This is a genomic window from Tabrizicola sp. TH137 (assembly GCF_002855575.1).
GTDB lineage: Bacteria > Pseudomonadota > Alphaproteobacteria > Rhodobacterales > Rhodobacteraceae > Paragemmobacter.
The window spans coordinates 323,619-347,545 of record NZ_PKRQ01000006.1; the positions used below are offsets into that span (position 1 = coordinate 323,619).

Annotated in this window: 23 protein-coding genes; 17 read left to right on the forward strand and 6 right to left on the reverse strand. The window is 67.6% G+C overall.

Going from position 1 to position 23,927, the window contains the following annotated elements; all coding sequences use genetic code 11:
* From C0V75_RS18400 to C0V75_RS18410, 3 genes are all read right to left on the reverse strand, one after another.
* Positions 1 to 489 carry a tripartite tricarboxylate transporter TctB family protein gene (locus C0V75_RS18400; RefSeq protein WP_101922417.1) on the reverse strand — a complete coding sequence of 163 codons (489 nt, stop codon included), beginning with the start codon at positions 487 to 489 and terminating at the stop codon, positions 1 to 3.
* Positions 486 to 1,430 carry a tripartite tricarboxylate transporter substrate binding protein gene (locus C0V75_RS18405; RefSeq protein ID WP_101922484.1) on the reverse strand — a complete coding sequence of 315 codons (945 nt, stop codon included), beginning with the start codon at positions 1,428 to 1,430 and terminating at the stop codon, positions 486 to 488. Before C0V75_RS18405 ends, C0V75_RS18400 begins: the two co-directional genes overlap by 4 nt.
* A gap of 113 nt (positions 1,431 to 1,543) precedes the next feature.
* Positions 1,544 to 2,605: an ABC transporter substrate-binding protein gene (locus C0V75_RS18410; RefSeq protein WP_101922418.1), complete on the reverse strand. Its 1,062-nt coding sequence runs from the start codon at positions 2,603 to 2,605 to the stop codon at positions 1,544 to 1,546.
* Between the two features lie 76 nt (positions 2,606 to 2,681).
* On the opposite strand from C0V75_RS18410, the gene C0V75_RS18415 reads away from it, so the two are divergent.
* Together C0V75_RS18415 and C0V75_RS18420 are read left to right on the forward strand one after the other, a co-directional pair.
* A complete protein-coding gene (locus tag C0V75_RS18415) occupies positions 2,682 to 3,356 on the forward strand; it encodes a response regulator transcription factor (RefSeq protein ID WP_101922419.1) in 675 nt (224 codons plus the stop codon).
* Positions 3,353 to 4,741 carry a sensor histidine kinase gene (locus tag C0V75_RS18420; RefSeq protein WP_101922420.1) on the forward strand — a complete coding sequence of 463 codons (1,389 nt, stop codon included), beginning with the start codon at positions 3,353 to 3,355 and terminating at the stop codon, positions 4,739 to 4,741. The genes C0V75_RS18415 and C0V75_RS18420 overlap by 4 nt, the downstream gene beginning before the upstream one ends.
* On the opposite strand, the gene C0V75_RS18425 is transcribed toward C0V75_RS18420, so the two are convergent.
* Together C0V75_RS18425 and ade are read right to left on the reverse strand one after the other, a co-directional pair.
* Entirely contained in the window at positions 4,738 to 5,397 is a 660-nt protein-coding gene (locus C0V75_RS18425) for an exopolysaccharide biosynthesis protein (protein WP_101922421.1), read from the reverse strand. The genes C0V75_RS18420 and C0V75_RS18425 overlap by 4 nt on opposite strands.
* Positions 5,398 to 5,483: 86 nt before the next feature.
* Positions 5,484 to 7,196, reverse strand: a complete 1,713-nt coding sequence (ade, locus tag C0V75_RS18430) for an adenine deaminase (RefSeq protein WP_101922422.1) — start codon at positions 7,194 to 7,196, stop codon at positions 5,484 to 5,486.
* A gap of 143 nt (positions 7,197 to 7,339) precedes the next feature.
* Between ade and C0V75_RS18435 the strand changes: the two genes are divergently transcribed.
* From C0V75_RS18435 to C0V75_RS18445, 3 genes are all read left to right on the forward strand, one after another.
* Positions 7,340 to 8,260 carry a DMT family transporter gene (locus C0V75_RS18435; RefSeq protein WP_101922423.1) on the forward strand — a complete coding sequence of 307 codons (921 nt, stop codon included), beginning with the start codon at positions 7,340 to 7,342 and terminating at the stop codon, positions 8,258 to 8,260.
* 65 nt (positions 8,261 to 8,325) lie between these two features.
* Positions 8,326 to 9,198, forward strand: a complete 873-nt coding sequence (locus C0V75_RS18440) for a PfkB family carbohydrate kinase (protein WP_101922424.1) — start codon at positions 8,326 to 8,328, stop codon at positions 9,196 to 9,198.
* A gap of 331 nt (positions 9,199 to 9,529) precedes the next feature.
* A complete protein-coding gene (locus C0V75_RS18445; RefSeq protein ID WP_101922425.1) occupies positions 9,530 to 9,808 on the forward strand; it encodes a hypothetical protein in 279 nt (92 codons plus the stop codon).
* Positions 9,809 to 9,882: 74 nt separating this feature from the next.
* Here the strand turns inward: C0V75_RS18445 and C0V75_RS18450 are convergent, their stop codons facing one another.
* A complete protein-coding gene (locus C0V75_RS18450) occupies positions 9,883 to 11,334 on the reverse strand; it encodes an FGGY-family carbohydrate kinase (RefSeq protein WP_101922426.1) in 1,452 nt (483 codons plus the stop codon).
* Between the two features lie 111 nt (positions 11,335 to 11,445).
* Between C0V75_RS18450 and C0V75_RS18455 the strand changes: the two genes are divergently transcribed.
* From C0V75_RS18455 to C0V75_RS18510, 12 genes are all read left to right on the forward strand, one after another.
* Complete coding sequence (locus C0V75_RS18455) at positions 11,446 to 12,393, forward strand: substrate-binding domain-containing protein (RefSeq protein ID WP_101922427.1); 948 nt, start codon at positions 11,446 to 11,448, stop codon at positions 12,391 to 12,393.
* A 43-nt stretch (positions 12,394 to 12,436) separates the two neighbouring features.
* The gene (locus C0V75_RS18460; RefSeq protein WP_101922428.1) at positions 12,437 to 13,927 is read left to right on the forward strand and encodes a sugar ABC transporter ATP-binding protein; all 1,491 of its coding nucleotides are present in this window, start codon (positions 12,437 to 12,439) and stop codon (positions 13,925 to 13,927) included.
* 3 nt (positions 13,928 to 13,930) lie between these two features.
* Positions 13,931 to 14,902, forward strand: a complete 972-nt coding sequence (locus C0V75_RS18465; RefSeq protein ID WP_101922429.1) for an ABC transporter permease — start codon at positions 13,931 to 13,933, stop codon at positions 14,900 to 14,902.
* 675 nt (positions 14,903 to 15,577) lie between these two features.
* The gene (locus tag C0V75_RS18470) at positions 15,578 to 16,699 is read left to right on the forward strand and encodes a PotD/PotF family extracellular solute-binding protein (protein WP_101922430.1); all 1,122 of its coding nucleotides are present in this window, start codon (positions 15,578 to 15,580) and stop codon (positions 16,697 to 16,699) included.
* 48 nt (positions 16,700 to 16,747) lie between these two features.
* Positions 16,748 to 17,671 (forward strand): ABC transporter permease, encoded by a 924-nt coding sequence (locus C0V75_RS18475; RefSeq protein WP_101922431.1) that lies wholly within the window; start codon positions 16,748 to 16,750, stop codon positions 17,669 to 17,671.
* A 5-nt stretch (positions 17,672 to 17,676) separates the two neighbouring features.
* Positions 17,677 to 18,495, forward strand: coding sequence for an ABC transporter permease (locus tag C0V75_RS18480; RefSeq protein ID WP_101922432.1), 819 nt, complete (start codon positions 17,677 to 17,679; stop codon positions 18,493 to 18,495).
* 12 nt (positions 18,496 to 18,507) lie between these two features.
* Positions 18,508 to 19,584, forward strand: a complete 1,077-nt coding sequence (locus tag C0V75_RS18485; protein WP_101922433.1) for an ABC transporter ATP-binding protein — start codon at positions 18,508 to 18,510, stop codon at positions 19,582 to 19,584.
* A gap of 27 nt (positions 19,585 to 19,611) precedes the next feature.
* Positions 19,612 to 20,313, forward strand: a complete 702-nt coding sequence (locus tag C0V75_RS18490) for a TetR family transcriptional regulator C-terminal domain-containing protein (RefSeq protein WP_101922434.1) — start codon at positions 19,612 to 19,614, stop codon at positions 20,311 to 20,313.
* 3 nt (positions 20,314 to 20,316) lie between these two features.
* Positions 20,317 to 22,407 (forward strand): FAD-dependent oxidoreductase, encoded by a 2,091-nt coding sequence (locus C0V75_RS18495; protein WP_101922435.1) that lies wholly within the window; start codon positions 20,317 to 20,319, stop codon positions 22,405 to 22,407.
* The gene (locus C0V75_RS18500; protein ID WP_101922436.1) at positions 22,404 to 22,610 is read left to right on the forward strand and encodes a hypothetical protein; all 207 of its coding nucleotides are present in this window, start codon (positions 22,404 to 22,406) and stop codon (positions 22,608 to 22,610) included. Before C0V75_RS18495 ends, C0V75_RS18500 begins: the two co-directional genes overlap by 4 nt.
* Positions 22,607 to 23,170 (forward strand): hypothetical protein, encoded by a 564-nt coding sequence (locus C0V75_RS18505; RefSeq protein WP_101922437.1) that lies wholly within the window; start codon positions 22,607 to 22,609, stop codon positions 23,168 to 23,170. The genes C0V75_RS18500 and C0V75_RS18505 overlap by 4 nt, the downstream gene beginning before the upstream one ends.
* A 26-nt stretch (positions 23,171 to 23,196) precedes the next feature.
* Positions 23,197 to 23,925 (forward strand): hypothetical protein, encoded by a 729-nt coding sequence (locus tag C0V75_RS18510; protein WP_101922438.1) that lies wholly within the window; start codon positions 23,197 to 23,199, stop codon positions 23,923 to 23,925.
* Positions 23,926 to 23,927 lie beyond the last annotated feature (2 nt).

The following is a 23,927-nucleotide window of genomic DNA, read 5'->3' on the forward strand; positions in this document are numbered from 1 at the left end:
TCAGCGCCCGAAGATCGCCATCTCGATCGGTCCGGCCGGCAGGTTCAACTGCAACAGGACGTCGAAGACGGCATAGATGAAAAGACCCAGAACCAGCCCCGACGGGATGGCGACATGGAACCGCCGCTCGCCGAAAGCCGCCGCCGCGCAGGTGAACAGGATCGTGGCCCCAAGGACGAAACCGATGCTGTGGATGCTGGCGACCATCACCACCATCCCGCCCAGCAACCACAAAAGCGGGACTGGATGCTGCTTCGGCCGCTTCGGCCCCGGATTGCGCCACCCCTCGATCCCCGTCCCGATCCCCAGCAGGACAAGGACATAACCGATCAGCTTCGGCACATCTCCCGGCCCGACGCCGGAATAGCCCGCCTTGTCAGGTATCCGCGCACCATCCCAGATCAGCAACGCGCCAAGGCCGATCAGCGCCAGCGCGATGATGAACGCCGCCCCGTCGGGGCGGCGTCCGGATGCACCATTCGGTGTCATTGCACCAGACCGATATCCTTGAGGATCGCGGTCGTGGCTTCGATCTCCTTGGCGAGTTGCGCCTCGAAGTCGGCCCCGGCGAGGTAGGTGTCGGCCCAGCCCTTGTCGGCCAGCGCCTTCTGCCAGCCCGCCGATTTCGCAAGCTTCTCGATATCGGCCGAAACCTGCGCCTTCTGCTCGTCGCTCAGGCCCGGCGCCGCGGCGACCATCCGCCAGTTCTGCACCACCACGTCATAGCCGGCCTCCGACAGCGTCGGCGCATCCACGCCCTCGATCCGTGCATCCGAAGACACGGCCAGAAGCCGCATCGTGCCCGCCTGCACCTGCGGCAGGAACTCGCCAAGGCCCGAGATGCCCGCCGTCACCTGATTGCCCAGGATTGCCGCCGTCGCCTCGCCACCGCCCGAGAAGGCGATATAGTTGATCTTGGTCGGGTCCACGCCCGCCGCCTTGGCCAGAAGGCCCACGGTGATGTGGTCCACGCCGCCCGCAGACCCGCCGGCCCAGCTCACGGCGCCCGGATCGGCGGCCATCGCATCGACCAGACCCTTGATGTCCTGGATCGGCGAGGCGGCCGGAACCACGATCGCCACCGCCTCACCGGTCAGCCGCGCGATGGGCGTGACATCGGCCAGCGACACGGGCGAGGCATTGGTCAGGATCGCGCCCACCATCACATAGCCACCGACGATCAGTTGCGACGGATCGCCCGACGCGCTCGCCACGAATTGCGCAAGGCCCACCGTGCCACCCGCGCCGGGGACGTTCGTCACCTGGACGCTGGACGAAATGCCTTCCGCCTGCATCACTTCCTGCATGGTGCGCGCGGTGGAATCCCAGCCGCCGCCGGGGCTTGCCGGGGCCATGATGCTGTAATCATTGGCAAAGGCCGGCAGTGCCAGCGCAGCCGCAACCATCGCGCCGAAAAGGGCGTGTTTCATGTGCTTTCCTCCCTTGTCCCGGATCATGTCCGGGATGATTCCCTTGGTGGGCACCTCCTCGTGCCTCCCGAGGATGAAGCAATCACAGAAACCTGTCATCAACCTGACACGGCCTATCGCCCCGTCAGCGCCTCTTCCCACCGCGCCAGCAGCCGCCGCCGCTTGGCCTGATCCAGATAGACCAGCAGGCCGGGGCTCACCCCCACCGGCTGCAACTGCGCGCCCAGCACCGCCTGCATCATCCGCGCGCTGTTGCCATCCGACACTTCCAGCGACACCGCAGGCAGGCGCAGCTTGCGCGCCAGAACCTCCTGCCCCTCGCGGCTCATCAGGAACCCCAGAAAGGCTTCGCCCAGATCGGGGTTCCGTGCCGCCCTCGGCACCAGCGCGACGCGCGACACGACCACCGTGAAATCCTTCAGAAGCACCAAGCCAATCTCCGGTCGCTGCCGCGCCTGATCGGCGGCGTAGGACCCAAGGATGTTGTAGCCGATCTTCAACCGACCATCCGCCACCCGGTCGATGATGTCCTGACTGGTGGGAAAGACCTCCAGCCCCGCCCGCGCCATCGCGCCCACCAGCGTCCAGATATCGGCAAAGCGTTCCTCGTCGCGGGCAAGGAACAGATAGCCCAGCGCCGACCGCGTGATGTCATAGGTCCCCACAGCGCCCCCGGCCCCCGCAGGCTGCGCCTTCAGCCAATCCATCAGCGCCAGCCGCGATTGCGGCGGGCCATCCGGAAAGCTGGGCCGGTGATAGACCAGCACCGCAGGCTCAAAGGTCAGGGCATAGGCCCGATCCTGCCATTGCGCCCAATCCGGCCAGTCCCGCGCCGCCTCGGGCCGCACGGCCAGGGCATAGCCGTCATTCGCAAGGCTCATCTGCAAATCCATGCCGGAGGAAAAGACGAAATCCGCCGTCACGCCCCCGCCATCCGTCTCGTCCCGCACGCGGTCTCGGATCTGGCCTGTCAGAAGGTCCTCATAGCGCACCGCCACATCCGGATACCGCGCCTGAAACGCCTCGATCATCGGCGCGGCAAGCCCCTCGTCCAGCGTGGAATAGATGGTCAACTCCCGTGCCGCCGCGCCTGACGGGGCCTGAAACAGGAACACTTCCCCCCGCGCGGGCCACGCGAAGGCCAGGGCCAAAAGGAACGGCAATATCCCCCTCATGTCGCACAGCTTGCCCCAACCCGCCCCGGTTCACAACGCCGCCATTCCCCCCTACTCTGCCGCGCCGGAGGACCCCATGCGCATCATGCTTGTCGAGGATGACCGCCCACTGGCCGAGGCGCTGACCACGCTTCTGGTCGCAGCGGGCTATGCCGTGGACACCGTCCATGACGGCGCCTCGGCCGAGGCGCTGGGGGCCGTGGAGCGCTTCGACCTCGTGATCCTCGACCTCAACCTGCCGGAAATGGACGGCCTCGCCGTCCTGCGCGCCATGCGCGCGCGGTCGGACGATGCCGCCGTGATGATCCTGACAGCACGCGGCGCGCCCGAAGATCGGGTGCGCGGCCTGAACCTCGGCGCCGACGACTATCTCACCAAACCCTTCGACGTGGCGGAATTCGAGGCGCGGGTGCGGTCCCTCCTGCGCCGCCAGGCAGGGCTGCGGGCCTCCAGCCTCACCCTTGGCGAAGTGACCTTCGACCTTATCTCGCGCCGCTTCTTCACCCCCGACGGCGCCATCGACCTGCCCGCCCGCGAACTCGCGCTTCTGGAACTGCTCTTCACCCGCGCGGGCAAGGTGGTCAGCAAGGAAACCATCGTCCAGTCCCTGACCTCGCTCGATGACAGCCTGTCCGACAACGCCATCGAACAATATGTCTCGCGCCTGCGCCGCCGCCTTGCCCCGCATGGCGTGACGCTGCGCACTGCGCGCGGGATCGGCTACTATATCGACAAAGGCCCCGGCGCATGACAGCGCTTCCCGTCTTCGCCCGCGGGTCCCTGCGCCGCCGCCTTCTGGGCTGGCTGCTCGTCTCCACCCTCTTCCTCGGCCTGATCGCCCTCGCCGACACCTGGGCCGAGGCGCGCCGCACCGCGCAAGGCGTGTCGGACCGCGTCCTCGCCGGCTCTGCCCTTGCCATCGCCGAACGGGTAACTGTCGATCTCTCCGGCGCGATCGAGGTGGACATCCCCTATTCCGCGCTCGACATGCTGGCCTCCGCCGCCGAGGATCAGGTCTTCTACCGCGTCGATGGCCCCGACGGCTTTCTCACCGGATATGAAGGCCTTGCCCTCGCCCCCCGGCTGGACGGGGCCGAAACGGGCTTTGCCGACGGCACCTTCGGCGACACGCGCCTTCGCATCGCCACGCGCTACGGGCAGGTCTCCACCGGCGCGGATGTGCTGCCCTTCTCCGTCACCGTGGCCGAATCCACCCGCGCCCGCGATGCGCTGGCGAAATCCATCCTCTTCCGCTCCGCCCTGCGGATGACGGGCCTCGCCGCCGGGGCCGCGCTGATCGTCTGGGTCATCGTGACCATCGCACTGCGCCCTCTCGACCGGCTGACCCGGACGCTTGCCGCCCGCGCCCCCGATGACCTCAGCCCGCTTCAGGCCGATATCCCGTCCGAAGTCGCAGGCCCGATTGAGGCGATGAACAGCTTCATGCAGCGGCTCGACGGTGCCGTAGCCGCGCTCCGCAATTTCACCGGCAATGCGGGCCACCAGCTTCGCACGCCCCTCGCCACCGTCCGCGCCCAGCTTGCCCTCATCGCCCGCGGTGGCCCCGAAAGCCGCGACGGCATCGCCAAGGCCGAAAGCGCGCTGATCCGGGCCGAACGGGTGCTTGCGCAACTCCTGATGCTGGCCCGCATCGACGCCGCCGCCGCCCGCCGCGCCTTGCCCGACACCGACATCGCCGCCATCGCCCGCGCCACCACCGCCGAAGCGATCCCCGAAGCCACCCGCTTCGGCCATGACCTTGGCTTCGAAGGTGAAGACAGCCTCACCGTCCGCGCCGACCCCGTCCTCTGCGCCGAACTGCTGACCAACCTCGTGGACAACGCCATCCGCTATGCAGGCCCCCGCGCCACGATTACCGTCCGCGCCCGCACCACACCCCAAGGCCCGGTGCTGGAGGTAGAGGATGACGGCCCCGGCCTGCCCCCCGACGCCATCCCCCGCCTGATCGCCCGTCAGGACCTGCGCGCTGATGCCACGCAAGGCACCCATGGCCTCGGCCTCGCCGTGGTGGCCGAAATCGCCCGGCTCTTCGGCGCCACGCTCGACTTCGCTCCTGCCGCCTCCGGCAAGGGCCATGTCATCCGCTGCCGCTTTCCGCAGCCAGAGGCCGATTAGAACGCGTTCACGATCAGGAAGATCGTCGCCTTCGCCAGGGCCCAGACCACGCCCGACACCACGATCATCGACAGCACGCCCATGACCGCCCCGATCATGACCCAAAGCCCGTCCCGCTCCAGCACGCCCAGCGCCATCAGCGAAATCGCAAAGGCTGGCAGCATATTGCCCAGCGGGATCGGCATCGCCAGCACGATGGCCAGCACAAGGCACAACCCGCCGATGATCCGCTCCCCCGTGGCCGAGGTGATGAACAGGAGCCGCGGCTTCAACAACCGCTCCGCCCGCGCCAGCAAGGGCGTCACCCGCCCGACAAAGGAATTGAAATCCGCCCGGGTCATGGATCTGTCGGCAATGATCGCCGGCAGCCAGGGCAGCTTGCCCAGCATCATCTGCGCCGTCAGGTAAAGCAGCGGCAGCCCTAGGATAGAGGACGTCCCCGGAGGCGTCGGCACCACGTTCGGCAAGGCAAACAGAAGGATCAGCGCCGCCACCGCCCGGGCATCCATCGCCCGCATCAGATCAGAGACCGACACCCGCTCGCGCCGCTCATCCGCGCCGATGGCATCAAGGATCTGGGAAAACCGCTTCTTGCCCTCGGGCTGCGGGCCTTCGATCCCGCGAAAGCGTTTTGCGATCTTCCGTCCCCGACCCATCGAAGGTGATCCTCTTCCCTGCCCACCCAACCTCGGCATTCCCGCCGCCGGATGCAACCCCGGCCCGCCGCCCCATGACGGGCTTGTCAGGGGATGACCTCGAACCGGTCCACATCCACCATGCCATGATCGGTGATCTTCAGATGCGGGATCACCGGCAGCGCAAGGAAGGCCAGTTGCAGGAAAGGCTCCTCCAGCACCACGCCCAGCCCCGCCGCCGCCGCCCGCAGCGCGACCAGCTTCTCGCGCACCACCTCGAAGGGCTCAAGGCTCATCAGCCCCGCCACCGGCAGCGCCAGTTCCGCCAGCACCCGCCCCCCTTCGACCACAACGAATCCCCCCTCGATCTCGCCCAGACGGTTCGCCGCCAGCGCCATGTCGGCATAATCCGCACCGACCACTGCAATATTGTGATGGTCATGGCAGACGGTGGAGGCGATCGCCCCCCGCTTCAACCCGAAGCCTTGCACGAATCCCGTCGCGCGGTTGCCATTCTTCCCATGCCGTTCGATCACCGCGATGCGGATCAGGTCGCGCGTCAGATCGGGCCGCTTGTCGCCATCCACCGGGGCGATGTCGAAGGTCAGATGGTCGGTGATGATCTTTCCCGGCAGGATGCCGATGACCGGCGTCTCCACCCGGTTCCCACCACAGCGGAAGTGATGCGCCTCCACCTTCGGCGCCTTCACCGAATGCCGCGCTACCGGAGGAATGACCTCGCGCGCGGCAAAGGCCGCCTCCGTCACCTCCACCCCGCCCGCAAAGACAATCGCCGCATGGCACCCCTCCAGCGAATCCAGCACCGCGATATCCGCCCGCTTCCCCGGCGCGATCAGCCCCCGGTCCTTCAACCCGAACGCCTCGGCCGCCGACAGGCTCGCCGCCCGATAGACGGCCAGAGGCTGCGCCCCCAAGGCAATCGCCGTGCGGATCATGTGATCCAGATGCCCATGCTCCGCGATATCCAGCGGGTTCCGGTCATCCGTGCAAAGGCACAGATAGGGCGCATACCGCTCCACCAGCAGCGGGGCCAGCGCATGCAGGTCCTTCGACACCGATCCCTCGCGGATCAGCACCCGCATCCCCTTGCGCAGCTTCTCCAAGGCCTCCTCGGCACTGGTCGCCTCATGCTCCGTCCGTATCCCCGCCGCGATATAGCCGTTCAGGTCATTCCCCCGCAAAAGCGGCGCATGGCCGTCGATATGCCGCCCCTGCCAGGCCTCCAGCTTGGCCATGCAGCCCGCGTCCTGCATCAGGACACCGGGAAAATTCATGAACTCTGCCAGCCCGATGCCCCGCGGATGATCCATCAGCGGGATCAGGTCCGCCGCCTCCAGCCGCGCCCCCGCCGTTTCCATATGCGTGGACGGCACGCAGGACGACAACTGCACCCGTATGTCCATCAGCGTCCGGCTTGACGCCTCCAGGAAATAGCCGATCCCCTCCAGCCCGCAGACATTGGCGATCTCATGCGGATCGCAGATCGCCGTCGTCACCCCCCGCGGGGTCACGCAACGGTCGAATTCAAACGGCGTCACCAGCGAGCTTTCGATATGCAGATGCGTGTCGATGAACCCGGGCACCAGCACCTTGCCCGCCACATCGACGACCCGCCGCCCTTCATAGGCCCCGAACACCCCAACGATCGTATCGCCGCAGATCGCCACATCCGTTTCCACCAACTCCCCGGTGATCAGGTCGAAGACCCGCCCCCCGCGCAGCACCAGATCGGCGGGCATCTGCCCGCGCCCCTGCGCGATGCGGTCGGAAAGGGCGGCCCTGGGGGAAATCTGCGGCATGGTCGGTCTCCTTTGCCCCAGCAAAGCCCAAGCCCCCGCCCCCGTCCAGCCCCCGATGACACAGCCCCCGATCACAGGAGGGCGATCCCCCTTGCAGCCCCGCAGAAAGGATGGTCCAACCCTCCCAAGACCCGGAGAACCCCATGCGCCCCCTGCGCGGCATCGCCTTCAAGCTCGGCTCCGTCCTCGTCTTCATCGTGATGTCGGCGATGATCAAGGCCACCGCCGACCATGTCCCTGCAGGACAGGCCGTCTTCTTCCGCTCCGCCTTCGCGATTCCCGTCATTGTCCTGTGGCTGATGCTCCGCCGCGAACTGGCCACCGGGCTGCGCGCCGCCCATCCGATGGGCCATGTCTGGCGCGGCTTTGCAGGCACCTGCGCCATGGGCCTCGGCTTTGCAGGCCTCGGCTATCTGCCGCTGCCGGAAGTCACCGCCATCGGCTATGCCGCCCCTCTCCTCACCGTCATCTTCGCCGCGATGTTCCTCGGCGAAGATGTCCGCCTCTTCCGCCTCTCCTGCGTGGCCCTGGGGATGGTGGGCGTGCTCATCGTCCTTTCCCCCCGCCTGACTGTCCTCGACGGCGGCGCGGGCCATGCCGAAGCCTTCGGGGCGATGCTCGTCCTCGGCGGGGCCGTCTTCGCCGCCCTCGCGCAGGTCTTCGTGCGCAAGCTGGTGCAGACGGAAAAAACCCCCGCCATCGTCTTCTACTTCTCGCTCACCGCCACGCTCCTGTCACTGATCACCCTGCCCTTCGGCTGGGTCTGGCCGGAACCCTTAGAACTCGCCCTTCTCATCGGCGCGGGGCTTCTGGGGGGCGTCGGCCAGATCCTCCTCACCTCCAGCTACCGCGAGGCGGATGCCTCGCTCGTCGCCCCCTTCGACTATGCCTCGATGCTCTTCGCCCTTGCCATCGGCTGGTTCGTCTTCGCCGAAATGCCCACGATAACCATGCTGGCCGGGGCCGCGCTCATCATCCTTGCAGGAATCCTGATCATCTGGCGCGAACGCCGCCTCGGCAAGGATCGGGCGCAGGCCCGCAAGGTGACCACGCTTCAGGGCTGACGCCCCCTTGACCGCGCCGCGCCAACCGACAGGATCACCCCCGCAGCGCCGCGAAAGGACCGCCCATGACCGCTTCCCCCGTCGTCCTCGTCGCAGGCTCCCTCCACCACGACATCATGATCGAAACGGACCACCTGCCGCGCCCGGACGAAACCGCCGTCGGCCGCCGCTGGTATCCCAAATTCGGCGGCAAGGGCGGCAACCAGGCCATCGCCGCCGCCCGCGCCGGGGCCAGCGCCCGCATGGTCGGGGCCGTCGGCCAGGATGATTTCGGCCTGTTTCTGCGGGCAACGCTGGATCGCGCCGGCGTGGATCACCGCTTCGTCGCCACGCTGCCCGATCACGGCTCCGGGATGAGCGTGGCGCTCACCCTTCCCGATGGCAACTATGCCGCCACCATCGTCTCGGGGGCCAATCTCGCGCTCGATCCGGCTACTCTGGCAGACCCGGCCCTGTGGCAGGACGTGGCCCTTCTCCTCCTTCAGAACGAGGTGCCAGAGGCGGTGAACCTCGCCGCAGCCGCTGCCGCCCGGCAGCGCGGCCTGCCCGTCCTGCTCAACGCGGCGCCCGCCCGCCCCCTGCCCGAAGCCTTGCGTTCCGCCGTGACCGTCCTGATCGTCAATGCCGTCGAGGCGGCGATGATGGGGGCGGGCGATGTCCAGGACCTGCCCTCCGCTGCCCGCGCCGCAGGCCACCTCGCGCGCCCGGGTCAGGCCATCATCGTCACGGCGGGCGGCCATGGCCTGGCCCTTGTCGGCGCAGACGGTGCCACGCTGGCCCTGCCCGCATCCCCCGTGACCGTCATCAGCACACATGGCGCGGGGGACTGCTTCTGCGGCACGCTGGCGGCCGAGCTGGCCCGCGGCGCGGATCTTCCCGCCGCCTGCCGCAGCGCCTCTCTCCGCGCAGCCGCCCATGTGGCGGGGTGGCAGATTTAGGCCCGAATCGGGCGGAAATGTGGCAAACTGCGGCAGACCAACCGCCGAGGCACCTCGCGGCATGGGTTGAAAAGGGCAATTTGTCGCAGTTCATAGTTGAATTTTCAGACTTTTTCGGACCAAGTTCCAAAAATTTGTCAGACCAAACGACGATCACAAACCCGCCACGTTTTTGCCATATTTGGTCCACGGGCCGCGCTTCGCCCGACTTAACGAGTGGGGACACAGATGCGTCGACTCAAGATCACCGGCCCGGTCCGCCCTTTGCCCATGCGGCAACGGACTGCATCGGCCACCGTCGCAGTGCCCACCTTCACCAAGGGGCATTGCCATGACTGAAAACCGCGTCACCCTCCTGTCCAGCCGCAAACCGACCGAAAACCTGCTGGAGCGGGCGCGTGCGGGCCGTCGTACGGCGCTTGTGGACCGCACGGTCACCATCGTCGAAACCTCGACGGACGGCCAGACCGTGACCGAACACCGTTTCTCGGGCATGCCCCGCATGGCGGATGTCATCGCCCGCCTCGGCGGCGACGTGCATATCCTCAGCCTGCGCACGGAAAAGCTCGACGGTCGCGGCAGCAGCAAGCCGGTCATCGCCGCCGAATGACGCCCCGTCAGGGCCAGTGAAGAAACCGCGCCACCCCGGCGCGGCTTTCGCCATGCGCGGCACCGCCGGCGCCTCTATCCCGCTGCACCCAGCGCATGGCTGACGGGACGCAGCGCCCCATAAAGATCGCGCCAGATGGCATAGCGGGCCTCCGCGCGCCCGCTTTCGGTCGGGCGCGGCAGGAAAGTCCTGTCGGATGTGACAAGCGTGCCCGCAGCGGTGGCGAGGTCGGCCATGACGCCCGTTCCCACGCCCGCCATCAGCGCCGCGCCAACCGCCCCCGGATCGCGCCCCGCAACCCTCAGAACCGGGCGGCCAAGCACATCGGCCCGCATCTGCGCCCAGCCATCCGACGCGAATCCGCCCCCGCCGGCCCGAAGAACAGGCGGCACCACACCCGCCGATCGTTCCAGCGCCTCAAGGGCAAGCCGCGCCGAAAAGGCCACGCCTTCCATCACGGCGGCGGCGATCTCTGCCGGGCCATGGGCCGTGGTCAGGCCGGCAAAGCCCCCGCGTGACGCGGCATCCCAGATCGGCGCGCGCTCGCCTTGCAGATGCGGCAGGAAGAGGGGGGCATCCGCCGCCACCGCCCCGACCATCGCCGCCAGATCGGCAACCGACCGGCCCAGCAACCGCGCCACCCAGTCAAGCGAGGCCCCGCCCGATTGCGTCGGCGCCGCGTGCAGCCGAAGACCGCGCCATTCGGGAAAGGTGATGATGCCCGGCTCCGGATGAAGGTCGGCCGACATGATCCCCAGAACCTCCGACGTCCCCGACAGGTAGAAGGCTTCGCCATCCCGCGCCACGCCCAGACCGAAAAGGCTGGCCCAGGCATCCATGACGCCCAGCACGACGGGAACACCCTCAAAGGGCCAGTCGGGGCCGACATGCCCCACCACCGCAAAGGGATCGGCCAGCGGCGCCAGACGCTCCTTCGCACCGCCCAGACGCGCGATCAGCGGATCGGCATAGGCGAATCCCGGCGTGACCAGCCCGACAGAGGATATCGGATCGCTCGCCAGCGCCCCGGTCAGCCGGGCCAGAACCCAGTCGCGCGGCAGCAGGACATGGGCGCTGCGCTCCCATATCGCGGGATGGGCCGCCTGCATCCAGGCCATGCGGGCCAAGGCGTGGCTGGCATCGACAGGGATCGGCGCACCAAGCCAGGCGATCTTCTCCGCAGACGAAATCCCCCGGTCGAGGGCCGCCCCCGCCTCTGCCGCGCGGGTATCCTGCCAGACAAGCGCCGGATGCAGCACGGAAAGCCCGGAATCGACGAAGACATGCGTATTCACCTGCGACGTCAGGCACAGCGCGGCGGCGCGCCCCTGCCGGGCAAACTGCTCCAATGCCTGCCGGACAAGGCGCAGCCAGTCCTCCGGATCCTGTTCCACCTGCCCTGCGGCCAGCCGCCGCGTCGGATAGGCAGCGGCGAACTCCGCCACGCGACGGCCGCGCAGGTCGATCATCACCGCCTTGACCGATGTGGTGCCGATATCAATGCCGATCAGATGTGAAGCGGACACATGACCTCCGAGATGCCGTCCCCGCAGGCTCCGAAAACCTCTGGACGCGGCCAGACTGGCCTGACAATCATTCCGCCGCAAGGTCGAGAAACCAACGGGGAGCGACGGGACATGACTGGACTTACACGGCGCGATATCGGACGCCGCATCGCAGGGCTGACGCTGGCCACCGGGTTGGCAACGCTCGGGACGGCGGCCTTCGCGGCGGGCGAAAAGGTGGCGGTGGTCACCCCCTATCTCTCGCAGCCCGGCACCCAGTTCTATGTCGAGGCCTTCCAGGCCCGCGCCAAGGAACTCGGCTGGGAAGTCAATGTCATCGACACGGCAGGCGATGTGGCCGCCGTGATCAGCCGGATGGAGGATCTGGCCACGCAGGGCGTGGATGCCATCGTCCTGAACGTGGACCCGGCACAGGTGGGCGCGGGCCTCGATGCCGCAGCGGCAGCCGGCATTCCCGTCTTCGGCATGGATGCCGGCACCGATCCCCGCATCAAGGCCAATGTCACGTCGAACGGCTATGCCATGGCCGCCGAAACGGCCGTCTATGTCGCGAACCGGATCGGCGGTGCGGGCAATGTGGTGATGTTCGTCTTCGATGCCTTTCCGCCCGTCCAGGTGCGCGGCGCCATCGCCGATGCCGTCTTCGCCAACCATCCCGACATCACGGTCCTTGATCGCGTGACCCCCGATGTCTCGGATGGCGGCATCGCCGACAGCCGCGCCAAGATGGAGGCGATTCTCGCCGCCAATCCCGAACCCGGCAGCATCAAGGCCGTCTGGGCGGCCTGGGACCAGCCCGCCCTCGGCGCGCTTCAGGCGATCGAAGCGGCGGGACGGCAAGGCGAAGGCATCGTCATCACCGGGATCGACGCCAATCCGCAGGCCCGCGAAGCGGTCGCCACGGGCGGCAATTTCGAAGCCACCGTCGCGCAGGATTTCGCCGGGATCGGGGCCACGACGGCGGATACCGTCGCGCGGGTTCTCGCGGGCGAGACGCTGAAATCCAACGTGATCTACGTCCCGACCAGACTGATCACCAGCGCCAACGCCCAGGAATGATCGCAGCCGGGGGCGGCCCGCGCCGCCCCCATGCCCTGTCATCATGCCGGAACTGAACCTCTCGGGCCTTGTAAAGACCTTCGGTCCGGCGCGGGCGCTGGACGGCGCGGCGCTGTCCTTGCGCGGCGGCGAGGTCCACGCCCTGATGGGCGAAAACGGGGCGGGCAAAAGCACCCTCATCCGCATCCTCGCCGGGCTGGAAACCGCCGATTCCGGCGCGGTGACGCTGGATGGCGCGCCCCTGCGTCTGGGCTCGCCCGCTCTGGCCGAGGCGGCAGGTTTCCGCTTCCTGCATCAGGAGCTTCAGGTCGTCCCGGCCCTCAGCGTGGCCGAGAACATGCATCTCGCACGGCCCTATCCGCACCGTTTCGGGCTGGTCGATTGGCCCGCCCTGCACAAGGCCGCGACAGCGGCCCTCGCGCGCCTCGGGACCACGCATATCGACCCGCGCGCCATGATGGGGTCGCTCGGCACCGGCGACCAGATGCTGGTGCGGATCGCGGCCACCCTTCTGACAGAGGGCGCCGCCCCCTGGGCCTATGTCATGGACGAGCCCACCGCCGCCCTGACAGGAACCGAAGCCGCCCGCCTGTTCGAGGCCATCGCCGCGCTCAAGGCGGCAGGTGCCGCCATTCTCTACGTCTCGCACCGGATGGACGAAGTCATGACGCTCTCCGACCGGATCACCGTGCTGCGGGATGGCAGGCATGTCGCCACCCGCGACCGCAGTGCCACGACGCGGGACGAGATCATCCGCGACATGACAGGCCGTGACCTGACGGACCTCTTTCCCCGCCGCATCCCGGCAACCGCCGAGCCGGTGCTTTCCGTCCGCGACCTGCGTGCCGCAGGGCTCGGTCCGCTCTCCTTCGACGTGGCGGCGGGCGAGGTTCTCGGGGTGGCAGGCCTCTCCGGCTCGGGCCGGGAGGTGCTTCTTCGCGCCCTGATCGGGGCCGTGCCGCGCAAGGGCGACCTTTCGCTGCGCGGTGCGGCACTGGCAACCGATCCCGCAGGGACATGGGCGCAGGGACTGGCCTATGTCCCTCCCGAACGCCGGACCGAAGGCGTCATGCCCCGTCGTGCCCTGGCCGAAACGGTGGTGCTGCCGCATCTGGGCCGGCTATCGCGCCTCGGCTTCATCCGCCGCCGCGCCGCAACGCGCCTGGTGGCCCGCCTCGCCCGGGATGTGCGGCTGAAGGCCAGCGGCCCGGACCAGCCCGTCGCCGAACTCTCGGGCGGCAACCAGCAGAAGGTTCTCTTCGCCCGCGCCCTGGCCGGCGACCCGGCTGTCCTGCTGCTGGACGAACCCACGCGGGGCGTGGATGTCGGCGCGAAGTTCGACATCTACGCGCTGATCCGCGATCTGGCGGCGAAGGGCAATGCCGTCATCATGGTCTCTTCCGACCTGCCCGAACTGATCGGCCTTTCCGACCGGATCGCCGTGCTGGCAGCCGGGCGCATCACCGGAACCCTGCCCGCCGCCGGGCTGACCGAGGCCGCATTGCTCACCGCCTGCTACCAAAGGGAAAGCTGAACAATGGCATCCTTCCTGCGGCATTACGGATCGCTGATCGGCATGGCATCCATCGTGCTTTTCTTCTGGATCGCCCTGCCGGACACGTTCATGACCCTCCGCAACTGGCTCAACATCAGCCAGCAGCTTTCGATGCTGGTCGTGGTGGCGGTGACCATGACGGTGGTCATGGTCATGGGTGATTTCGACCTCTCCGTCGGGGCGATGGCCTCGCTTTCCGGCGTGGTCGCGGCGGTGCTTTTCACCCAGGGCCTGCCCGTGCCGGTGGCGCTCGCTGGGGCCCTCGCGGTGGGGCTGCTCGGCGGGTTGGCCAATGGTGTCCTTGTCAGTCTCCTCGGCATCCTCCCCTTCGTCGCCACGCTTGCGACGCTTACCATGTTCTCGGGCGCGGCCTTCCTCGTCTCGGGCGGCAAGACGATCTTCGGCCGCGACATCCCGCAGGGATTTGCCGATTTCGCACGCTCCGGCCTGCCGCTTGGAACATGGGACGGCAAACCCGTCCTGTTCCCCGCCCTGACGCTCCTTGCGGCGGCGGTGACTTTCGCCGTCTGGCTGGTGCTGGAGCATACGCTCTATGGCCGCAGGCTCTATGCCATCGGCGGCAATGCCGAAGCCGCCCGCCTGGCCGGGGTCAGGGTCACGGCCCTGCGGCTTTCGGCCTTCGCCTTCACCGGGGTCGGCGCGGCGGTCGCGGGCCTCATGTATGCCTCGCGCGTGGCCTCCGCCAATCCGGTGCAGGGGGATGGCCTGATGCTCACGGCGATCGCTGCCGTCTTCCTGGGCATGACGGTGACGCGGGACGGCCAGCCCCATGTCCTCGCCACGGTCGCGGGCGTGGTGACGCTGGGCGTGATGGACAACGGTCTGACCCAGCTTCAGGTGGACAGCTATGTCCGCCAGGTCCTGGTCGGCGCAATCATCCTCGTGGCAGTGTCGATCAGCGCCCTCGGCCGCCGCGCGATCCGCCTGCGCTGACGCCCGCGCGCCTGGCCGAACAGGCGCTCCGGGGCCTTCAGTCCCCATCGCTGCCCGCACCGGCGATAGCCGCTCCACTGCGCAAGCCCATGCACCACCGAAGGCGGCCCCCCGCCGCCTGACCTTCCGCCCAGGGCAAAGGCCGAATCGTCGGAATGACGAAACCCGCGTCATCGGCCGGGCTCCCCCCCTTCCGCCACGCCCGCCCGGAGCGGAACCATTGCCCAAATCTTCATCCTTTTCCTGCCGGATCGCGGCGCCTGTCGCCGAGGGGCCAAAGTCAATGCGACATCGCGCTTGACTCGCGAAACCGCGTTTCCTAGCGTTGACTGAATGAACGATCAATCAAATTAGATCGCCGCACATCGTCCGGCCCGCCCGCAGGCATCGCAGAATGCCACGGCAGGCAACCGCGATGTCCGACAGCAACGGGGGTGCCGCTTGACGATGCTTTTGTCCGCCGTCCCGACCCGCGCAGCGCGCAACGCCGTCGGGCCTGCACGGCCCTCCTTGGCCGCTTTCCGCGGCAACGTCCTCTGCGGTCATGGCCGGAACGGCAGCCGCTTCCTGCCCTCAGACAGGCCCGTTGCGGCAAACGGCACAGCCGCTTCCAGCTTGCGTTGACATCACCCTGTCCCGCCATCCGTCGGGACCCAACAGAGGAGAGTTCAAGCCATGGACGTCATCGACCAACTGCACGCCGTCCGCAGCGGCAAGCTCAGCCGCCGCGCCTTCAACCGGTCGCTGATGGCGCTCGGCATCGGCCTGACCGCGGTGCCTCTGGGCGCGCGACGCGCCCTCGCCGCGCCCGAGGATCATCCCACCTTCTTCACCTGGGGCGGGTTCGACATTCCCGAACTTTTCGTCGAATATCAGGCCAAACACGGCGAAATGCCGAATTTCTCCACCTTCGGCGGCTCCGAAGAGGCGCTGGTCAAGCTGCGCTCCGGTTTCGTCGCGGATGTTTCGCATCCCTGCCTCTCCGGCGTGCCGCGCTGGGTGGAAACCGGCCTCTTCCAGCCGATCGACACCTCGCGCCTGTCGAACTGGCCGAATGTGATGCCCGAACTCTACAATGCCGATTTCAACCAGACGGAGGGAAAGTTCTGGCTCGTGCCCTTCGACTGGGGACAGACCTCGATCACCTACCGCACCGACCTTTTCGATCTTCAGGGCGAAGAATCCTGGGCCATGCTGTCAGACCAGCGCCATGCCGGGCGGCTCGGCATGCTCTCTTCGGGCGGGGATGCGTGGTGGTGCGGCGCCATCATGGCCGGGGTGCCACTCTCCGAGATCGCAACCGAGGACGCCTTCACCCGGATCAGCGATTTCATGCGCGCCCAGCGCCCGCTGATCCGCATCTATACGGACGACACCACCTCGCTCGAACAGGCCCTCGCCTCAGGCGAACTGGTGGCGGCCATGACTTGGAACTCATCGGCCGTCACGCTGCGGGCGCAGGATGTGCCGGTCGCCTTCGCCCAGCCGAAGGAAGGCGCGCTGACCTGGGTCTGCGGGGTCATGCTCCACAAGGACGCGCCGCATCTCGACCGCGCCTATGACGTGATCGACTCGCTGATCAGCGTGCCCTCGGGCATCTTCAACATCGGCACCTATGGCTATGGCCATTCCAACATGAAGGCCTTCGACAATTTCGACGAGGCAACCCTCCGGGGTCTTGGCCTGTCCAAGAACCCCATCGAAATCCTTCAGGCCGGCCATTTCATGACCCCGCAATCGGCCGATTGGGAAGCGCGCATGAACAGCACCTGGGAAAAGATCAAGGCCGGGTTCTGATCCCGCCTCCCCCACCCCGGACCCTTTCCACCAGCCAAGGCAGGCCCCGTGACACCTTTCGACTCCGACCTTCGCCCCGCGCCGGCAGGCCGCCCTTCTCTGGCGGTCGGCCTGCGCAACCGGGTCCATCGGAGCGAGGCGCTTCGGGGCTATCTCCTTCTCTCCCCCGCCCTCGCCGTGCTGGGCGTTGCGATCATCGCCCCCCTCATCCTGCTGATCGTGATGAGCACATGGTCCATGTCGGGTTTCGACATGCTGATGACGCCCGGCCTCGGCAATTACGCCATCATCGCAAGCGACCCGATCTATGCGGCGCTTCTCGGCCGCTCGCTCAAGATTGCGGCCATCGCGACGGCGGCCACCGTGCTGCTCAGCTATCCGGTGGCCTATTTCGTGGCATTCCATGTCCACCGCCACAAGATGCTCTGGCTCATCCTGCTCACCTTGCCCTTCTGGACCAGCTACCTGATGCGCATCTTCGCCTGGCGGGTGGTGCTGGGCTATGAAGGCGTGATCAATTCGGCGCTCATGTCCCTCGGGCTGATCGAGGCACCGATGCAGGTCTTCCTCTACAGCCAGACAGCCGTGACCATCGCCCTCGCCCATGCCTGGGCCGCCTTCGCGATCCTGCCGATCTATGTCAGCCTCGAAAAGATCGACAAGTCCTACCTCGAAGCCGCTGCCGATCTGGGTGACAACGCCGCCCGCCGGTTCTGGCGGATCACCCTGCCGCTCTCGCTTCCGGGCGTTGTCGCGGCCTTCTTCCTGATGTTCATCCCGACGGTCGGCGATTACGTCACCGCCGCCATGCTGGGCGGGCCGGACGGGATGATGGTGGGCAATCTGATCCAGGCGCAGTTCGGCCCGATCAACGACTGGCCGATGGGCGCGGCCCTGGCGCTGGTGATGACGCTGGCGGTCGCAGTGGCGGGGCTGGCCTTCCTCCTTCTCACCCGCATGATCCGGAGGTAGGGACCATGGCCGCGACAGAACCCTTCCACAGCCCGAACCGCCCGCTGGCGCTCTATGCCCTCGGCTTCACGCTCTTCCTCTACGCACCCATCCTGTTCATCCCGCTGTTTTCCTTCAATTCCGGCCTCTATGCCCGCTTCCCCCTGCAAGACTTCACCCTCGCCTGGTATGCCGAACTCTGGACCCGCGGCCCGGTCTTCGCGGCGCTTCAGAACAGCCTGCAAGTGGGGCTCACGGTGGCGGTGATCTCCACCGTGCTGGCCGTTCCGGCGGCCAAGGCATTGGCGCGCTACCGCATCCCCGGCAAGGGTCCGATCCTCGGCTTCATGCTGCTGCCGCTGGTCGTGCCGGGCCTGATCTTCGGCGTCGCCCTGCTGGTTCTGGTCAGCCGCCTCGGCATCCCCCTGTCCCTCTGGACGGTCGGCCTTGGTCACATCATCATCTGCCTGCCCTTCGCGATCTCGATCCTGCTGCCGCGTTTCGAAGGCGCGAACCGGTCGCTCGAGGAAGCCTCGGCCGACCTCGGCGAGAATGCCTGGTGGACCTTCTGGCGCGTGACCTTCCCCACCATCCTACCCGGCGTGATGGCCAGCCTCCTGCTGACCTTCACCGTCTCCTTCGACGAATTCATCATCGCCTTCTTCCTCAGCGGCACCGACCCGACATTGCCGATGTACATCTGGAACCAACTGCGCTTTCCGCAATCGTTCCCATCGCTGCTGGCCCTTTCGACCCTGATCCTCGTCGTCTCTTTCGGCCTCGTGCTGGCCAGCCTCCGGCTCGCGCGGCTCAACCGCGACCTGCCCGGTCGAAAGACATCCTGAAGGAGCCCTGCGGTGATCTCGATCCAGAACGTGTCCAAGACCTTCGGCCGGGTGCAGGCCGTGCGCGACGTGACGCTCGATATCGCGCGGGGCGAGTTCTTCTCGCTGCTCGGGGCCTCGGGCTCCGGCAAGACCACGCTGCTCAGGATGCTTGCCGGCTTCGAAGGCGTCACCTCCGGAAAGATCGTCATCGACGGCCAGCCGATGCAGGACACCCCGCCGCATCTGCGGCCGATCAACATGGTCTTCCAGAACTATGCGATCTTTCCGCATCTGAACGTGCGCGACAACATCGCCTATGGCCTGCGGCGCCTCGGCACGCCCAAGGCCGAACAGGCGCGCATGGTGGATGCGATGCTCGAGATGATCGCCCTGCCCGGCTATGGCGACCGGCTGGCAACCCAGCTTTCGGGCGGCCAGATGCAGCGCGTCGCCCTCGCCCGCGCCCTGATCCTCAAGCCCAAGGTCCTCCTTCTGGACGAACCCCTGGGGGCCCTTGACAAGCAATTGCGCGAACAGATGCAACTGGAACTGCGCAGCCTGCAACGGCAGTTGGGCATCACCTTCGTCCTCGTGACGCATGACCAGGAAGAGGCCCTGACCCTGTCGGACCGGGTCGCCGTCATGTCGAACGGACAGGTGATCCAGGTCGATACGCCCTCGGGGCTGTATGACCGGCCCGTGAACCGGCAGGTTGCAGCCTTCGTCGGCACGATGAACTTCTTCGATGCGCGCATCCGCGCGCAAGGCCCCGACACATCCGCCGAAATCGCGGGGCTTGGCCGCCATCCGGTCGCCCCCTCCGCCCGCAGGGACGGGGACAGGGTGCTGGTCGCGATCCGGCCCGAAGGCTTCGCCCTCTCGCCCCAGCCTCCGGAAGGCCCCGGCCCCCGCGTTGCGGGCCGCCTCATGGCGCGGCAGTATCTCGGCGGGCGGCAGCTTCTTCACGTCGCCGTCGAGGGCCGCGCTGCGCCGGTGGCCGTCGCCGCCGTGGCCCATCGCGGCCAGGATCCATGGGAAGGGATGGAAGACAATCCCGTCTGGCTGGGCTGGAGCCGGGACGCCATGACCGTGCTAGATGCCGACTGACCGACAGACCAGACTCCGGACCTCCAGATGACCTTCGAAGACCAGAACAACGCCCCTGAACCGCCGAAGACCCGCCGCGCACAGGCCAAGGTCGAACGTCGCCAGACCCTGATCGACGCGACGATCCGCTCGATTGCCGATTACGGCCTCTCCGGCACCACGATCGCCCGGGTGACCGAGATTGCCGGCACCTCCATCGGGCTGGCCAATTTCCACTTCGAGAACAAGGAACGCCTGTTCGAGGCGACGCTGCAATATCTCGCGGATGAAGAGCGCGCGATCTGGCAAAAGTTCAACGGCGATGCCGCCCTGACACCGGCCGAACGGCTGGTGGCCCTGCTGGACGCGCGTTTCGACGCGAAGATCTGCAATCGCCGCACGCTGGCCGTCTGGTTCGCCTTCTGGGGCGATGCGGGCGCCCGCGAGATTTACCGCCGCGTGGTCGGCACGCTGGACGATGACCGTCTGAACGCCACCGTTGCGATCATCCAGGCCCTTGGCCCCGATCCGTCAGGCCATCAGCGCGATCCGATGCAGACCGCGCTGGGGCTGGAGGCCTTCTATGACGGGCTCTGGCTCAACCACCTCCTCTACCCGGCCGAGTTCAAGCGTCTGGGCTGCCGCCAGCGTGCCATCGAACATCTTGCCGCCCTCTTCCCCGCCCATGTCTCCGGCCTGCAAACGGTCGCCTCGCGCGCACCGGGCGCGCCGCCGCAGCAAAGGACCTGACCCATGGCCCGCGATGCCCGCTACGACATTCTCTTCGAACCGATCCGCATCGGCCCCGTGACCGCGAAGAACCGCTTCTATCAGGTGCCGCATTGCACCGGCATGGGCTGGGTCCGCCCGCGCACCGTGGCCGAGATGCGGGGGGTCAAGGCCGAAGGCGGCTGGGGCGTGGTCAATACCGAATACTGCTCCATCCACCCGGCATCGGATGACCAGCTTCATATCTCGGCCACGATCTGGGATGATGCCGACGTGCGCAACCACCGGCTGATGACGGACAAGGTCCACGAACACGGCGCGCTTGCGGGCTGCGAATTGTGGTTCTCCGGCTCGCGCAGCGCCAACCTCGCCTCGCGTCTCGTCTCCATGGATGTGGCCAGCCGCCCGAATGGCGTGGGTCACCCCTTCCAGTCCCGCGCCATGGACAAGGAGGACATCCGCACCTTCCGGCGCTGGCATCGCAACGCGGCCATCCGCGCCCGCGATGCCGGCTTCGACATCGTCTATGTCTATGCCACCCACGGCTATCTTCTGGCCCATTTCCTCGACCCGGAAACCAATACCCGCAGCGACGAATATGGCGGCTCGCTGGAAAACCGCACCCGCCTCGTCCGCGAACTGATCGCCGAAACGAAAGAGGCCGTCGGTGACCGTTGCGCCGTCGCCGTCCGCTTTGCCGCCGATGCCGAGGTGGGCGAGGACGGCCAGCCCATCCTGGGCGAGCGTCAGGACATGTTCGCCATGATGGCCGAAATGCCCGATCTCTGGGACATCAACATCGCCGACTATTCCCTCGAAATGGGCGTTTCGCGCTTCGTCAAGGAAGGGTCGCTGGAACCCTACATGCACTGGGTCCGTTCGGTGACGACGCGGCCCGTGGTCACGGTCGGCCGCTTCACCTCGCCCGATACGATGGCCCGCTGGGTGAAATCCGGTCTGACCGACCTGATCGGCGCGGCACGCCCTTCCATCGCCGATCCCTTCATTCCCCGCAAGATCGAGGAAGGCCGCGTCGAAGACATCCGCGAATGCATCGGCTGCAACATCTGTTACTCCGGCGACAGCCTCGCCCTGCCGATCCGCTGCACGCAGAACCCCACGATGGGCGAAGAATGGCGCCGCGGCTGGCACCCGGAACGCAGCCAGCCGCGCGGATCGGATAGCCAGGTTCTCGTCGTCGGCGCCGGCCCCGCAGGGCTGGAGGCCGCCCGCGCCCTCGGGGCGCGCGGCTATCGCGTGGCTTTGGCCGAGGCCTCGCGCGTGCTGGGCGGGCGCGTGGTGCGCGAGGCGGCACTGCCCGGCATGCGCGAATACATCCGCGTCCGCGACTGGCGCGAAGGCCAGATCGCAAAGCTCCCGAATGTCGAAGTCTTCCGCGAAAGCCGCCTCACCGCGCAGGATGTGCGCGATTTCGGCGCCGACCATGTCGTCATCGCCACCGGCGCGCGCTGGCGGCGCGACCTCTTCACGGGCAAGCACTTCGCCCCCATCGCCGAGCCGGATACCCCGATCTTCACCCCCGACGACATCATGGACGGGCGGCTGCCCGACGGGCCGACGGTCGTCTATGACGCCGACGGCTATTACATGGGCGGCGTCATCGCCGAACGCCTCCGCGCCGCCGGGCTGGAGGTGACGCTGGTCACGCCGGATGACCGCGTCTCCCCCTGGGCCGAGAATACGGGCGAAGGGTGGCGCGTGCCGGGGCATCTCATGCGCCTCGGGATCACCCTGATGACCGCGCAGGAACTGTCCTGGTTCGATGGCGCCGCCGTGACGCTGTCCTGCGCCTATTCGGGGCGGGAAAGCCTTCTGCCCGCTGCGAACCTCGTCCTTGTCGGCCAGCGCGCGCCCGTGGATGACCTCTACACCGCGCTGCGCTATGCCCCGGACGGCAGCCATGCCGATCTGCCCTTCACCCTCGCGCGCATCGGCGATTGCGAGGCCCCGGCGATCATCGCAGCCGCCACTTATGCCGGTCATCGCTACGCCCAGGAACTCGACACTGCCGTGGATGTCGATCTGCCGATGGCCCATGACAAGGTGGATGTCGGACTGGTCCCTCCGTCCCAATGGCAGCAGGCCGCGGAATGATGCGCGCGCGCCCGCCACAGGCCCGGCGATACGCCGTCGGCCTTCTCGCCCTCGCCCTTCTCGGACTGTCCGCCATCGCCGCTCTCGACCATCGGCAGACGGCCGCGCAGGCCGTTGCGCCCGCCCCGGCCTGTTCAAGCTGCGACGCCCGCCACGCCCATCTTGCCGCCCTCCGCAGCAGCCGGACGGAGGCAACCGAATGACCAAAGGCCCCGCCAATCCCGTCACGGCCGATGACCTCGCGCAGGCGCTGCCCTCCGTGCTCGCCGCCCCGCGCGATGCCGGGATCGCCCACCTGCTCTGCGCCCGCCCAAAGCCCAACGCCCGCAGCTTTCCCGATCGGCTGATCTTCAGCCGCAGCCAGGGCGTGGTCGGCGATTTCGAAATGTCCCGTCCCTGGCTGGAACGGCCCGACGGCAGCCCGGACCCGCGCATCCAGGTCTCGATCATGCCCTGGCAGGTGCTGAACCTCGTCTGGCGGGACAGGGACCGCGTCGCCCATCCCGGCGACAACATCGCCGTTGACATGAACCTGACGACCGAGAACCTGCCCGAAGGCACGCTGCTGCGTGCCGGGACAGCCATCCTCCGTGTCAGCGACGTGCCGAATGACGGCTGCGTCAAATGGAAGGTGCGCTGCGGTCGCGCGGCCTATGACTGGGTCGCCTCGCCTGCCCATCTGCCGCTGCGCCTGCGGGGGCTTTTCTGTTCGGTCGAACAGGACGGCGAATTCCACCTCGGCGACAGCCTCCGCCGTCTCTGATCCCGGCGCATCAAAGGACGCGATCCATGACAGCCCAGCCAGCCCCCCGCCCCCTGCGCATCGACCCCGCAGCGCTCGCCCTCGAACCGCTGGACCTTGATCCCGCGGCCTTCCAGTCGGCCCTGCCGGTCCAGCACTACGCCCTCGTCTTCGAGGATGCGCGGATCGGTCTTGCCGTCGGCATCTGGGACACGACCACGATGCAGGAATCCTTCGGCCCCTATCCGGGCGACGAATACATCACCGTCCTCGACGGCAGCTTCGCGATCCTTGATGGCGCGGGCAACGCCGTCGAAGGCCATGCCGGCCAAAGCGCCACCTTCCGCAACGCCATCCCCGTAAGCTGGAAACAGGACGGCTACCTCCGCAAGATCTACCTCACTCTTCAGGCCTCCTCGGATGACGCCGCCCCCATCGCCTCGGCCGAAGGCGGCGTCCGCGTCCTCGCACCGGATCGCGTCCCGACGGGCCGCCCCGGCCCCGATGGGCTGACCCGCGAGGTGATCTTCCGCAACGATGCCGGCACGATGACCGTCACGCTCTGCGCCTGGCAGGGCCGGACCGATCCGCCCGCCCCCTGCGCGACGCATCGGCTGGTGCGCGTCCTGCGGGGGATGATCACCCTCTCCGCCCCCTCGACCGCACCCGAATCCTTCGCTCCCGGCAGCCATGTCTTTCTCCCGAAAGGCACCACCTGCGCCTGGACCACGGCACCGAGCACCGTCGCCATCCTCGTCGATGTCACCGCCGACTGACC

Excerpts from the sequence above, each read along its gene's own strand:
- C0V75_RS18400 (WP_101922417.1), bottom strand. The coding sequence starts at position 489 with ATGACACCGAATGGTGCATCCGGACGCCGCCCCGACGGGGCGGCGTTC.
- C0V75_RS18405 (WP_101922484.1), bottom strand. The coding sequence starts at position 1,430 with ATGAAACACGCCCTTTTCGGCGCGATGGTTGCGGCTGCGCTGGCACTG.
- C0V75_RS18410 (WP_101922418.1), bottom strand. The coding sequence starts at position 2,605 with ATGAGGGGGATATTGCCGTTCCTTTTGGCCCTGGCCTTCGCGTGGCCC.
- C0V75_RS18415 (WP_101922419.1), top strand. The coding sequence starts at position 2,682 with ATGCGCATCATGCTTGTCGAGGATGACCGCCCACTGGCCGAGGCGCTG.
- C0V75_RS18420 (WP_101922420.1), top strand. The coding sequence starts at position 3,353 with ATGACAGCGCTTCCCGTCTTCGCCCGCGGGTCCCTGCGCCGCCGCCTT.
- C0V75_RS18425 (WP_101922421.1), bottom strand. The coding sequence starts at position 5,397 with ATGGGTCGGGGACGGAAGATCGCAAAACGCTTTCGCGGGATCGAAGGC.
- ade (WP_101922422.1), bottom strand. The coding sequence starts at position 7,196 with ATGCCGCAGATTTCCCCCAGGGCCGCCCTTTCCGACCGCATCGCGCAG.
- C0V75_RS18435 (WP_101922423.1), top strand. The coding sequence starts at position 7,340 with ATGCGCCCCCTGCGCGGCATCGCCTTCAAGCTCGGCTCCGTCCTCGTC.
- C0V75_RS18440 (WP_101922424.1), top strand. The coding sequence starts at position 8,326 with ATGACCGCTTCCCCCGTCGTCCTCGTCGCAGGCTCCCTCCACCACGAC.
- C0V75_RS18445 (WP_101922425.1), top strand. The coding sequence starts at position 9,530 with ATGACTGAAAACCGCGTCACCCTCCTGTCCAGCCGCAAACCGACCGAA.
- C0V75_RS18455 (WP_101922427.1), top strand. The coding sequence starts at position 11,446 with ATGACTGGACTTACACGGCGCGATATCGGACGCCGCATCGCAGGGCTG.
- C0V75_RS18460 (WP_101922428.1), top strand. The coding sequence starts at position 12,437 with ATGCCGGAACTGAACCTCTCGGGCCTTGTAAAGACCTTCGGTCCGGCG.
- C0V75_RS18465 (WP_101922429.1), top strand. The coding sequence starts at position 13,931 with ATGGCATCCTTCCTGCGGCATTACGGATCGCTGATCGGCATGGCATCC.
- C0V75_RS18470 (WP_101922430.1), top strand. The coding sequence starts at position 15,578 with ATGGACGTCATCGACCAACTGCACGCCGTCCGCAGCGGCAAGCTCAGC.
- C0V75_RS18480 (WP_101922432.1), top strand. The coding sequence starts at position 17,677 with ATGGCCGCGACAGAACCCTTCCACAGCCCGAACCGCCCGCTGGCGCTC.
- C0V75_RS18490 (WP_101922434.1), top strand. The coding sequence starts at position 19,612 with ATGACCTTCGAAGACCAGAACAACGCCCCTGAACCGCCGAAGACCCGC.
- C0V75_RS18495 (WP_101922435.1), top strand. The coding sequence starts at position 20,317 with ATGGCCCGCGATGCCCGCTACGACATTCTCTTCGAACCGATCCGCATC.
- C0V75_RS18500 (WP_101922436.1), top strand. The coding sequence starts at position 22,404 with ATGATGCGCGCGCGCCCGCCACAGGCCCGGCGATACGCCGTCGGCCTT.
- C0V75_RS18505 (WP_101922437.1), top strand. The coding sequence starts at position 22,607 with ATGACCAAAGGCCCCGCCAATCCCGTCACGGCCGATGACCTCGCGCAG.
- C0V75_RS18510 (WP_101922438.1), top strand. The coding sequence starts at position 23,197 with ATGACAGCCCAGCCAGCCCCCCGCCCCCTGCGCATCGACCCCGCAGCG.